Annotated in this window: 11 protein-coding genes; 4 read left to right on the forward strand and 7 right to left on the reverse strand. The window is 39.4% G+C overall.

The annotated features are described in order from the left end of the window. Positions 1–78: 78 nt before the first annotated feature. Entirely contained in the window at positions 79–720 is a 642-nt protein-coding gene (gene ampD / locus DWA31_RS12295) for a 1,6-anhydro-N-acetylmuramyl-L-alanine amidase AmpD (protein ID WP_114326875.1), read from the reverse strand. Between the two features lie 33 nt (positions 721–753). Between ampD and DWA31_RS12300 the strand changes: the two genes are divergently transcribed. Beyond that, positions 754–1,275 (forward strand): retropepsin-like aspartic protease family protein, encoded by a 522-nt coding sequence (locus tag DWA31_RS12300; protein ID WP_114326876.1) that lies wholly within the window; start codon positions 754–756, stop codon positions 1,273–1,275. A gap of 14 nt (positions 1,276–1,289) precedes the next feature. Next, positions 1,290–2,201 (forward strand): carboxylating nicotinate-nucleotide diphosphorylase, encoded by a 912-nt coding sequence (nadC, locus tag DWA31_RS12305; RefSeq protein ID WP_114326877.1) that lies wholly within the window; start codon positions 1,290–1,292, stop codon positions 2,199–2,201. Positions 2,202–2,231: 30 nt separating this feature from the next. On the opposite strand, the gene DWA31_RS12310 is transcribed toward nadC, so the two are convergent. The 5 genes from DWA31_RS12310 to DWA31_RS12330 all read right to left on the reverse strand — a co-directional run bounded on the left by DWA31_RS12310 (position 2,232) and on the right by DWA31_RS12330 (position 9,820). Continuing rightward, on the reverse strand, positions 2,232–3,209 hold the full coding sequence (locus DWA31_RS12310) for a methylenetetrahydrofolate reductase (RefSeq protein ID WP_114326878.1): 978 nt from the start codon (positions 3,207–3,209) through the stop codon (positions 2,232–2,234). An 867-nt stretch (positions 3,210–4,076) separates the two neighbouring features. Continuing rightward, positions 4,077–6,377 (reverse strand): FdhF/YdeP family oxidoreductase, encoded by a 2,301-nt coding sequence (locus DWA31_RS12315; protein ID WP_114326879.1) that lies wholly within the window; start codon positions 6,375–6,377, stop codon positions 4,077–4,079. Between the two features lie 13 nt (positions 6,378–6,390). Next, positions 6,391–7,197 carry a formate dehydrogenase accessory sulfurtransferase FdhD gene (fdhD, locus tag DWA31_RS12320; RefSeq protein WP_114326880.1) on the reverse strand — a complete coding sequence of 269 codons (807 nt, stop codon included), beginning with the start codon at positions 7,195–7,197 and terminating at the stop codon, positions 6,391–6,393. Between the two features lie 166 nt (positions 7,198–7,363). Continuing rightward, a complete protein-coding gene (locus DWA31_RS12325) occupies positions 7,364–8,101 on the reverse strand; it encodes a DUF3726 domain-containing protein (protein WP_168427336.1) in 738 nt (245 codons plus the stop codon). Positions 8,102–8,110: 9 nt separating this feature from the next. Beyond that, entirely contained in the window at positions 8,111–9,820 is a 1,710-nt protein-coding gene (locus DWA31_RS12330) for a hypothetical protein (protein WP_114326881.1), read from the reverse strand. A gap of 499 nt (positions 9,821–10,319) precedes the next feature. Between DWA31_RS12330 and DWA31_RS12335 the strand changes: the two genes are divergently transcribed. Together DWA31_RS12335 and DWA31_RS12340 are read left to right on the forward strand one after the other, a co-directional pair. After that, positions 10,320–10,502, forward strand: coding sequence for a hypothetical protein (locus DWA31_RS12335; protein ID WP_114326882.1), 183 nt, complete (start codon positions 10,320–10,322; stop codon positions 10,500–10,502). Between the two features lie 401 nt (positions 10,503–10,903). Further along, the gene (locus tag DWA31_RS12340; RefSeq protein WP_114326883.1) at positions 10,904–12,163 is read left to right on the forward strand and encodes a malic enzyme-like NAD(P)-binding protein; all 1,260 of its coding nucleotides are present in this window, start codon (positions 10,904–10,906) and stop codon (positions 12,161–12,163) included. Between the two features lie 163 nt (positions 12,164–12,326). Here the strand turns inward: DWA31_RS12340 and DWA31_RS12345 are convergent, their stop codons facing one another. Further along, entirely contained in the window at positions 12,327–13,238 is a 912-nt protein-coding gene (locus DWA31_RS12345; RefSeq protein ID WP_114326884.1) for a LysR family transcriptional regulator, read from the reverse strand. Between the last annotated feature and the right edge of the window lie 67 nt (positions 13,239–13,305).

Here is a 13,305-nt window from a genome sequence, read left to right on the forward strand (position 1 = left end):
TGACTCGCGCCAACTCTTTGCATTTTTCTTTCGCCAGAACCACACCGCTTTAAGCTGAGAATCTATCGGTATTCTGTTCTATTTTTCGTTCTTTATTAGTTGTTGTAAAAGTTGACGAAAATGAGACCAGTTAAATGCTTTTCCAGGGTCAGTTTTTCTTATCGGTGCTATATCACAATGACCGACGATGTTCTCATTGGTTATTAGTGGATAATGTTGTTGCAAACTAGCTGTTAACCTTGATAATTGCTGATATTGCGCCTCTTCATAAGGAATATCATCACTACCTTCAAGCTCTATTCCGATAGAAAAATCATTGCACTTTTCTCTGTCATTAAAACAAGAAACACCAGCATGCCACGCTTTATTGTTAAAAGAGACATATTGAATGATACTGCCATCACGCCTTATCAAGCAATGAGCTGAGACTTCCATCTGGGCAATATCACCAAAGCTAGGATGGGCATCGGCATTTAACTTCCCTAAAAACAGATCAGTTATATGATTACCGCCAAAGCTGCCAGCAGGTAAAGATATATTATGAATAACAAGTAAGCTAATATCATCTTGTGGTTCTCTAGGACTAAAAAAATCAGACAATTGATGATCGGTTTTTTGAATCCAACCATTTTTAATGATTAATTTTTCTTCTGTTTCTGGATGAGAGCTTGGTCGAAAATTATTACTATTTGAGGCTTTGCTCTTGTCGTTTAACGACATACAATAACTTTTTAAATAAAATCGTACCCTATTATGACTGAAGATGACCCGACAAACAAAATTGGTAAAATCTTTGTTTGGCTTGCATGGATTATGGCCATCGCTTTATTAATGTTCTTCTTTGAAGATGAACTTGATAAACAATACAACCCAAATAGCCAACCACAAGTTAGCTTGAATAGTTCAGGCCAAGCTGAAGTGATATTAAAGCAAAATAGGCAAGGGCATTATCTGACTAAAGGGTCTATCAACGAGGTGTCAGTCACTTTTTTACTCGATACCGGTGCTACCCAAGTTTCTATTCCTGCACATATTGCAGATAAATTACAGCTTGAAAGTTATGGCAGTTACCCGGTGCAAACAGCAAATGGTAAAGTCACTGTTTATAAAACTAAAATAGATCAGCTTAGCATTGGCAATATTTTCCTATATAATGTTGCGGCACATATAAACCCTGCAATGAAACATGATGAGATATTGCTAGGCATGAGTGCTTTAAAGCAGTTAGATTTTCAACAAACAGGCAAACAATTAATTTTGCGAGAACCTCTTTAACAGGAATAAGAAAAATGCTCATTACTCAATTAGCTAAGTTAGAAGAAGATATAACTACCACAACCACTTGGGCACTCAAGGAAGATTTAGGTGCATTTTATAGTGAATTTGCCTGTGCAGAACAAGATATTACAGCGATGCTAATTCCTGAAAACGAACAAGCGGTTGCTACAGTTATTACCCGTGAAGATTGTATTATTTGCGGTGTCGCTTGGGTAAATGAAGTATTTAAGCAATTAGATGAATCGCAGAGTTGTACTGATGAACAGGCAACAAAAATATCATCTACCAAAATCACCTGGTTTGTTAATGATGGTCAAATGGTAAAAGCGAATACAACCTTGTTCGAATTAGAAGGTAATGCCAGAACACTATTAACAGGTGAGCGTGCAGCGCTTAACTTTTTACAAACGCTATCAGGTACAGCAACCTTAACCAGCAAATATGTGAAAGAGTTACAAGGCAGTAACACCAAGTTATTAGATACGCGTAAAACCTTACCTGGTTTACGTAGTGCACAAAAATATGCGGTTCTTTGTGGTGGTGGTGTAAATCACCGTATTGGCTTGTTTGATGCGTTTTTAATTAAAGAAAATCATATTGCTGCGTGTGGTGGAATTGCACAAGCGGTTACTACGGCAAAGAAAAATCATAGTGATAAAACGGTAGAAGTTGAAGTGGAATCAATGGATGAGTTGCAACAAGCGCTTGATGCAGGAGCCGATATCATTATGTTAGATAATTTTACTCCAACGATGATTGAACAAGCGGTGATAGCAACACGTAATAAAGCAAAATTAGAAGTGTCGGGTAATATGACCATAGAAATTTTGCGAGAATACGCTAAAGCAGGGGTCGATTTTATTTCTTCAGGCGCATTAACTAAACATGTGCAAGCCATTGATTTATCAATGCGATTTAAATAAATCAATAGCTTTAATGAGAGTTGAAGCCGTTTATTTTTTATTTAACTGATTCAGCTCTTTCTTTGCTAAATAATTATCCATGGTTGAACGTAATAGTTTATAAAGCAAAATAGAACCGTCAATTTCTTCTTTACGATTAGTTAAGCTTTCAATGTTCAAACCTAACGGTAAATCGTAAGGTATAACAGCGTCTAAAATTTGTTGTAGGCTGTTGGTGCAAATACGAATCGATTCATAGAGTGGACTTTCTGAATGGAGAATACGTAAACTTGTCGCTTCAGGTACATTGACCCCTAACCACTCAATAAATTCTAGGGTTTTCTTACTGCCACAAGGCGAAAACGTTAAGATTAATCGTTGAGGTTTTAAGCCTTGCTTTTTACACTCAATAGCATAGCGAGTTAGCATGTCTATTGTTGCTTGTGGATTATATATAGCCTGAGAAATAAAGAAGTTACACCCTTGTTTATGTTTTTCTATTAAGCGTTCATGTTCATTTTTTTTACTTGCGTGACGCTCTGCAATCGTGACACCGCCAATAAAAAAGTCATGTTCATTATCTACTAGGGTTTTGTAGGCATCCGCTAAAGGCAGTGAAATATTATTCTTTTTAGAGGGGCTACCCACCAGTACAATGTCTCTAATACCATATTCTTGCCAAGCTTCATTGGCCCACTGGTTAAAATTGTCACCGTCAGATTGAACGACACTTTTATAAGTAATTACCGGACGATTTGATTTTTTATTAAGCAATGATGAGTATAGACGAGTGTCGTGAGTCAGCTTGAATGGGAATGGTCTAGGTTTACTCGTGCGAGAATCTTCATCTTGAATGTCATAAACGATAAGTCCGTCATAATCGATATCGCTAACACGTTCTAATAATTTTTCAGCAATAGTTTCAATCGCCTCTAATGGGGTGTCATTTTTTGGTGGTGTTGTGCCAATAAAGTAGACACCGCGATTAATATCGTTGTATCTAGCGCGAAGCTCTGATTGCTTATTCAAAATATATCTTCTTGTTAAATTAAGTAAATAGACGTTTAGATGTCTATATGATCTTGGAAATTGATTGAATTGTCAACTGTTGATCGATAAATAATACCATTTACATTAATTAAGGTTACAGAATTCAGCGAGAATTAAAATGCTTATAAGCAAGGTATTGATTGAAGAGAGTGGTTATTCCCTTGTCGAAATCAATAACGCAGCATATACGCCTTTTAAACTCGCCCTGCGGGGACTTCAGAGCAAATCATGCTCATCGTTGTATCTGTGTTTAAGGACGCTACATGGATGTAGCTGATTAGAGAATGCAGGAGCATATTCTCCTGAACAATCATTAATAAAAAGATACGCCTTGATCAAGAATTGCTCTGTAGCCCTGAAACTCTCATCTTGAAGTGGCTTGGGTATATGGCTTGCTTAAGCGTATTGGGCAATACAATGCGGCGAGTGGCTAGATAGGCACTATTAGCAACGCCTATCCCCAAAGTAAAAAACAACAGCATCAGCTCACACACCTTTGCCACAGTAGTAAGGACAATAGTAACGATATCAGCCCAAGTATAATACTGGTTACAATGGCCCCACCACTATCGTAGGGAAAAACATTAAAAAAGCTAACATACCCAACCAGCTTTCTGAATGGGTTTGATCCCACATCATCCAGCCCAGTGTCATGCGTTGAATCCAAAGACCCTTCCACATAAATAAGTCAGGTAATTACGTTCCGTCAAAATAGAGCGCTGTACTGTTTGTTATTATCCTTATTAAAATTGGGCACTGCGTCGTTGCAAACTATAGGAGGAAAATATTAGGCTTCTCCTAAGTTTTCATTTTTTATATGTGAAACCGTTTTTAAATATCTTATGATTAAGGGCTTACTTTATCTAACGTGACAGGTATAGATTTGTAAGTTGGTGTACCACAATCGTCAGCGACACTTTCTAATGGCACTAAGGGGTTGGTTTCTGGATAGTAGGCTGCAACACAGCCTGACGGGATCTGGTATTCAACAATTTTAAAGTTAGTGACAGAACGTTCAATACCATCGTTTGAGATGGTTGTTATTTTCACATAATCGCCATTTATTAATGCCTGTTTATTGATATCTTCAGCACTCATAAAGATAACGTTTCGCTCACCATAAACGCCACGGTAACGATCGTCCATACCATAAATCGTGGTATTGTATTGATCATGCGAGCGCATTGTTTGCAGCGTTAACACCGGTTTCTTGGTCAGTAATTGAGCACATTCATGTGCGAGTTGCTCCGGTAATTTAGCATCGCTAAATGTCGCTTTTTTCATCGGGGTACGCCATTGACGTTGCGCTGCAGGGTTTTGCAGGTAGAAACCTCTACCTGCTTTTATTCGTGCGTTATAGTCTTCAAAATCAGGAATAACGGCACTGATTTCTTGACGAATTAACGCATAATCACTCGCTAATTTATTCCAGTCGATTATTTTATCGCCTACAGAAGCCATGGCCATTGCGGCGACAATGGCAGTCTCTGAACGAATATTGTCAGATGCAGGTTCATTTTGCCCCGTTGAGCTATGCACCATACTCATGGAGTCTTCTACCGTGATACATTGTTCGCCGCTGGTTTGACGATCAATTTCAGTACGGCCAAGACACGGAAGAATTAACGCGCGCTTGCCTGTTATCACATGGCTTCTATTTAGCTTAGTACTGATTTGTACGGTTAAATCACATTGTTGTAAGGCTTGATAACTACGCTCTGTATCGGGTGTCGCTGCTGAAAAATTCCCACCCAGCGCAATAAACACTTTCGCCTTACCCTCCAGCATGGCATGAATAGAGTCAACGGTATTAAAACCATGCTCACGTGGAACACTAAAAGCGTAACGTTTTTCCAACGCATCAAGAAAGTCCATTGGTGGATTTTCGTTGATCCCCACGGTGCGATTTCCTTGTACATTGGAGTGACCACGTACAGGGCATGCGCCAGCGCCCACTTTACCAACATTACCTCTGAGCATAAGCACGTTGACTAGTTCTCGTACCGTCGCGACAGAATGATGGTGTTGAGTGATCCCCATTGCCCAAGTGAAAATAACCTTATCACTGCTGGCGTATATTGTTGCTATTTGTTCAATTTCTTCTCTGCTTAAACTACATTGATAAAGAATTTTCTCCCAATCGCTTGATGCAACGCTGCGTTGATATGCTTCAAAACCATGACAATGTGCTTGGATAAAATCAGTATCAAGTATCGACTTGTCCTGTTCAAACCGTTCGAATAAACATTTAGCTACCCCACGTAATAACGCCATGTCGCCGCCTAATCGGGGCGTGAAATAATGTTGACTGATATTGGTACCCGTTAAAAATATCATTTCTTTTGGGCTTTGTGGATCTGAAAACTTTTGTAATCCACGCTCTTTTAAATTGTTAATGGACACAATTTTAGCGCCGCGCTTACTTGCCTCTCGTAAGGTTCCCAACATACGCGGGTGATTGGTACCCGGGTTTTGGCCAAAGACAAAAATGGCGTCAGCTTTAGAAAAATCGTCCATTGTTACCGTGCCTTTACCGGTACCAAGGCTATTTGTCATGCCAATGCCAGAGGCTTCATGGCACATGTTAGAGCAATCAGGAAAATTATTAGTCCCCAACACTCGGCCAAATAATTGATATAAATAAGCCACTTCATTACTTGCTCTGCCCGAGGTATATAATAAGGCTTCATTGGGAGAAGCGAGTTGTTGCAGGCTATCACCAATGACTTTAAAGGCGTTTTCCCAGCTAATGGGCTGGTAGTGATCACTTATCCCGTCATAAAACATTGGCTCGGTTAAACGACCACTTTTTTCAAGTGAATGACCATCCCATTGCTGTAACTCTGTTATGGAGTACTGTTTGAAAAAGCTGCTATCAACACGTTTACTGGTGGCTTCCCACGCAATCGCCTTGACACCATTTTCGCAAAATTGAATTTTACCGGCCTTTTCCGAATCCCCCCAAGCACACCCAGGACAGTCAAAGCCGCCGGGCTGATTAGCCCTGAGTAAGGCTTTTACGTTTTTGGCTGCATTTTCACTGTGGATCAAATGTTTGGCTGAGCTTTTTAGTGCACCCCAACCGCCAGCAGGTGAAGGATAGGCAGGGTTACTTTTTGATGACTTATTTTTTGATGACGTAGACATGTGATTTCTCTGGTTAAGCGTAGCGTTTTAGTTGCCCGTGTTGAAAGCAAAATAAGGTTAGCCCTGTTTTACGGGCTGAGCTGACAGCTAAGTCAGTTGGTTGCGCTAGTGTGACTAATGTTGTTAAAGATAAACGGGCGGCCTTGGCGATTAAATCATGGCTGCAGCGACTTGTTATTAAAGCAAACCCGTCAGCAGTTGTTTGTTTTTTATCGGATAAACAGCCTAGGAGTTTATCCAGTGCCGAATGGCGGCCAACATCTTCTCGAAAAGCAATCATCTTGGCAGATAAATCAAAAAAGGCAGCGCAGTGATTTCCTCTGGTAGCACCTGACTTTTTCAATAGTGCCGGTAAGGCATCTCTGGCTTGAATAATCACCTGCTCGGACGGTAGCTTAAGCGCTTTAGGTGTTTTTTCTTGAGGCAGACTTAATGACATAGCCGCTTCAATCGAATCAAGCCCACAAAGACCACAGCCACTTGGCCCTGCCATCGTGCGACGTCGTTGTTTTAGTTGGTGTTGAACACGTGCTAATACTTGAAGATCAACTTGCCATCCACAGGCATGAGAATGAACAACAATATCCAAAACATCGTTGCTTGAACCAATCAACCCTTCACTTAAGCTAAAGCCCAGCGCAAAGTCTTTTAAATGCTTAGGCGATGCCATCATTACCGCTTGGCTGATACCATTGATACTAATGGCAATAGCGGCTTCTGAAAGTTGTGCTTGATGCAGGTTTTGCTCAGAAGGCTCGCTATCATAAGGGGCGGTAATAGGTAAGGTTTCGCTAAGGTGTTTCATCGCTATATTGTACATAATGTTGACACCTTAAGCCGGAATTTTTTTAGGGGACTGTCGACAAACACATTGTCTTTGTCGACAGTAATTTTATACTTAAGCTAGTTGAATAGGTATACCCATGATACTTCAAGGTTCCAGCTGAATCCGACATATTGAAGTAACATGGGTATATAATGGGTTTTTAATTGCCGCCAGCATCTTTTCGTGAACGCTCCGTGTTTTCAACCAATACGCCCAAGCCTATTTTATTAATCTCTTCCCAAACATCATCATCAATTTCAATACCATGCTCAACAGTATGTTTTTTGTTGCTTTCAACTTGTTTAGGACTAATAAAGTGACTTTTGCTATTTTGCAAAGAAGAGGTTAAGTCTACTCGTGAACTACAAATAATAGTCAACGCTTGCTTGTCATTTGTATTGCTTTTTAGGTTGGTAACCCCTTCGCTGTAACTTGGATAGCGTTGACCTGAGCGAATGGCAGCAGTATGTTCGGTCACTGTATCACTACCATTTTGCCAATACGCTGCGGCACTAATACCGCTACGACCACGATCAGTCAGTGCTTTTAGAATAAAAATTCTGTTATGGCAGTTATGTACTGTTACTGTGGCTATACCGCTCTCTAATGCCTTAGCATGTGCTAAGTCTACCGCGGCTGCAATACAATTAAGTGCGCTACGATGATGGGCATCAATAGTTGCCGAAGTGCTATCTTCATAAATTACATTACTTAATGGCTTGTTTTTATCTTCATCAATATAAGGTAACGCTCGTTTGAATTCACTCAAGCCATTTAAGCCATGTTTTTCTAACCATAGCACCATGTTGGCTGCATCTTCATAATTACCGACAAAGTAATCACTTGCTTCAAAGCATCTGCGCAGAGCTGCTTTTAATTCATTCATTGAAATATTCACGGAACTCTCCTATTGCTTTGGTGCTAATGGCATAAACCAGTCGTCATTAAATGTTTGGCCAATTTCTTCTAACAGTGGTGCGCCCTGGAACATGGTATTACGTACCCATAAACGAGAACGAGGATCAAATTTACTCACACCAAAAAAAGCTAACTTTGCGCGCAATAAATGCATGGGGAGTACTTCTTTGTCTAACAGGTTCGCTTGAATGTCACCATAAACACAACGGTTCATACCTTGAATACGTCGGACAATGCCGCGTAACTTCGGATGCGCAACCATAAATCGAGCGGTGGTATGTTCTGGGTGTTGAGCGATATAATCGATTAATTGGTTGTAACATTTACGTACGGCATAACCGACACCGAGTGCCATTTGCTTCTTTTTACCTTCAATATCGGCAACACTGCCCAGACGAGGTTCCATTTTTTCTTCAGAGCGATACCAATAAGTTTCACGTGCGCCATCGGCATCAAAATCTATTGCTAGTGCCCAGTCATAACGCTTTTCGATAATACTTCTAAGCTGTACTGTAGACATCAACGGGTCAAGATCTAAAAACTCTTCAGCGCTGTGAAAATCTTCTAATTCGTCAACCAGTTCAGGGTATATTTCTAACATGCAAGACACTAACATTTCTTGGCCCTGCAATGAGCAATGTTGCTCACTATACTCAACTAACTCATTCCATGAATCAAATCCTTGATCTATACGATCTTTAAGGTAGGCCATATCTTCAATAACAGCTTTATTATTATTGGTTTGCCATTCATCTTCAGTCAGTGTTTCAATAGTGTGTTGTGCACTGCGGTCAATCAGTTGACGAATAGTTTCACGCACTTGTTCATTAATGCTGCCAAGTGCACGAACACGTGCTAAGGCAAGTTCACGCATTTCCACCCATTGGTTGATAAGCAGTGGGTGATTAACCAAGTATGGCGCCATGCCTAAACCGGTTGAGTTACCAATACCAAAATAGCGTTTAATTTCTGGTCTCATCTCGCCAAATGTTTCAGGCGATTTATGGCGGGCAATATGCTCCACTTGTAACAGACTAAAGTTACGTAACATCAAACAAACAAACATTTCACCGGCAAACGGGCGGGCGAAATCTTTGTGTTTTTCGCGTACTTTTTCCCAATCAGCCATGCCGAGCTTACCACTGCCATAAACGGCCGTAGTACGATATAAATAACCCACTTCAACAATTTTAGCTACATCAGGTTGTTCACCGGCAGCAAGTTTATTCACTACATAATCAAAGTTACGTGCACTGCGATTTGCACGAGATAATACAAAAACACGGGCATCTACGCGACCCGCTTCTTGTTTAGGTACGTTCTCACGCAATTTTTCTATGTAAGCTTGGTCAACCTTACCTTCAACTAGGGCCATGGTAAGGTCCCACTTGGTGGCAATAACACGGTCATTACGCTCATCAGGTGAAAGGTAGTCAGAAAATAAAACAAAGCTGAACAGCCCATGTGGCGCATGAACTTCGTAAACGACTGTACCGTATCCGTCACTATCGAGATTAAATACGGAAGGTTTAATTTTCCAACGTTCACGAAATATTCGACGTACTAAAGTGCGCATAAAACTTAGACGGCTTTGGTGATAAGCACCAAGTCGTTCTAAATTCATCACCTGGCTCGCAGGACGGAGTGGTAATGCATTCTCACCCCATATTGATGAGTGGATAGCTGCATCTGTTGTCATTTTACTGATCCTCATTTGCTATATAAATTATGTTATCTGAATTAGCTTCGATTTTCTTGTTGTAATCGTGAAGAAAATTCAGGCTGTAACCAATTGAGATTTTATTATTTAACCTTGTCATTAGTGAAACCTAAATAATAGGTTCACTGAATGTGATGTTATCTTTGGCTAATTGCGTCACTTTGTACAAGTCAAAAAGGTCTATCGACTGATAAGGAAAATTTATAGTAGGGGGGTATGGTAATGAATAATAAGGTAATTATTTACATACTTTATGTAAGGGTAAATGATATTTAATTGCAAGGTAATGAAAAATATTGATAGAAAATTACCGTTGATGTGGTATTAATCAATATTTCATAAGCGATACCTTTCTAATAATATTTTCTTATCGTTAGATATTATTTATTAATTTTTATTATCAAATAATGCTTAGTAGAATAATACATCTACCTAGCGGTACTGTTTTTTGAATCGCATAAATTGACTGAGGTGCACAATGAATTCTCTAGCCTATAACGATAGCAATAATTTCAATGCCATAGAAATGGAACATAAAGACGCAATAGTTAGCGTGAGTAAACACCGACCCAATGAAAGCCAACGACAAAGCTTAAACAATAATGGTGAAGTTCACCAGAGCGATGTCAGCACGGCAAGTTATATACGTGGCTATAATTAGTATAGCTTCGATATTTTGCCTAAGTTATTTTATTCATCAATGACTTTCAGGCGTTAAAAATAACATGCCTATATAACTCAGGATTGAACTAAGCTGCAACAACCTTGGCGCAGAAGAAATAATCTGTGAATGCAAACATAAACTAATATGATTAATCGTAATAGAAATGGTCGACAGTATTTGTCATTTTAGTGTAGATGACTACTGCTTATCGATTCAATTGACGATTTATCAAAAAACAGATGCCTAACAGATTGTTAAATTGGTTATATTTATACACTCGTAAAATCGTCCTGAGCCAAGTGTTCAGGCATGATTAAATCTAAATATAGTAAAATCAACAAATGAATATTTACTAAATATTCATTTTAAATATCCTACAAACTCATTTGGGAACTACCATGATAGATCTTCGCCAACAAGCACTTGATTACCACGCTTTACCTACACCGGGTAAAATCAGTGTTTCATTAACTACGGCAGCTGAAACCAGTGAGGATCTATCTCTCGCTTATAGCCCTGGCGTTGCTGAGCCAGTTAGAGAAATAGCCGCTAATCCAGATGATGTTTATAAGTATACTGCAAAAGGTAATACGGTTGCGGTCATCACTAATGGGACGGCTATTTTAGGTTTAGGTAATTTAGGCCCAATGGCAGCGAAGCCAGTAATGGAAGGTAAATCATTATTATTTAAACGCTTTGCTAACATCGACTCGTTTGATATTGAAGTAAAACACAAAACAGTTGAAGAGTTTGTCAATACAGTTGCGAATATTGCCGATAGCTTTGGTGGTATAAACCTTGAAGATATTAAAGCACCTGAATGTTTTGTTATTGAGAAAGCATTAATTGAGCGTTGTAAAATACCTGTATTTCATGATGATCAACATGGTACTGCCATTGTTACCGCTGCGGGTATGATTAACGCATTAGATATTCAAGGTAAAGATATTAAACGGGCGAATATCGTTTGTTTGGGGGCGGGTGCTGCTGCAATTGCTTGTATGGAATTATTGATCAAATGTGGTGCTCAACGTGAAAAAATCTATATGCTTGATACTAAAGGCATAGTGCATACACGTCGTGATGACTTAAATGAATATAAAAAGCTTTTTGCGAACAATACGGACAAACGAACTTTAGATGATGCCATTGAAGGTGCCGATGTATTTATTGGTGTATCAGGTCCTAATTTGTTGACTGCAGATCAAGTTAAATTAATGGCGCCTAATCCTATTATTTTTGCTTGTTCAAACCCGGATCCTGAAATTAAACCAGAATTAGCATTAGCGGCTCGTGATGATGCTATTATTGCTACAGGTCGTTCTGATTATCCGAACCAAGTTAATAACGTACTTTGTTTTCCATTTATTTTCCGTGGTGCTTTAGATGTTCGTGCTCGTACTATCAACGATGAAATGAAAGTTGCAGCGGTACATGCTATTAGAGCCATAGCAAAAGAAGACGTTCCGAATGAAGTGTTAGCTGCATGTGGTGAAACTGAGTTAACTTTTGGCAGAAATTATATTATTCCTAAACCAATGGATTCACGTTTATTAGCTGCTGTCGCTTTAGCTGTAGCAAAAGCTGCGGTAGATTCTGGTGTTGCGGCTTTACCTTTACCTGATAATTACATGCCTATGCAGCTAGCTCGCGATTGAACTGTAAATACACTGTGTAGGTAGCCGCTTTATTGAAGGTGCTAGAAACAAACTTTTAGCTAGACTAAAACCGTTTATATTACCGGAGATAGTTGCTTGAAATATTTATAAATTAAATGGTCAAAGGCAACAATTTCTTTGACCATTTTATTATTCTCAGAATTTATTCAGGCACTTTATCTTTATTGGTATTGTGTAAAATAAAGGTTGCCAGCGCTTGTGCAGCAGGAGACAAAGATTTGTTTTTCAGTTGAACTAAGCCAATATGGCGTATCACTTTAGGTGTTGTAAGCGGGATAAAGCGCAGCTTGGCATTATCGTTGGGAAACGCAAACCAGGGTAATGTGGTAATACCGAGACCTGCTTCTAGCATGGCTATTAATGACAGCATATTCGAAATATCGAATTGTGAGTTGCTCAATAAAGGCTCTGCTTCGGTACCCTCGAGTAGGCGCGAAGTACCATTTCTAATCAATCTTTGCTTACGAAGTGCTTTCCAGTGCACCTCAGTTTCATCCGCAAGTGGGTGGTTATCACGGCAAACTACGCCCAGTTGATCTTCCCAGATAGGAGTAAAGGTAATGTCACTATGTTCATGCTCATGAGGCAAACTAGCGATACCAATATCTGCTTGTTGTTTTTCAACCTTTCTTAATACTGCTTCAGAGTTATCATCGTAAAAGCTGATATGAAGCTCAGGCACATCAACAATAAATTTTGTCAACAGCTCAGGTAATACCCTACAAGCAATAGAAGGTACTGAGGCAATACGTAAATGGCCGGTTTTATGTTCACTCATCAATGCCATATCTAGGGCAACGTTGTCATGATGAGCAATAAGTTCTTTCGCCTTAGGTAACAGGTATTGGCCAAAAGGCGTTAGTTCAGTATTTGAGGTCTTCGCATTGCGTTTTTCAAACAGTACGGTACCTAGTTTATTTTCCAAATCTCTAATGGATAAAGATATTGCCGGTTGGGTCCGGCAAGCTTTTTCTGCCGCGGTATGAAATCCCTTCAACTCTGACACCCAAACAAAGTGACGCAGCTGAGCTATTTTAAATTCAGGTAGTGACATAAGGTTTCCTTATCAATAGATATCTTTTATTAATTTTTATTATTAAAACATACTGCCTATAATAAAT

The organism is Candidatus Colwellia aromaticivorans, from assembly GCF_003333305.1.
Lineage (GTDB): Bacteria > Pseudomonadota > Gammaproteobacteria > Enterobacterales > Alteromonadaceae > Colwellia > Colwellia aromaticivorans.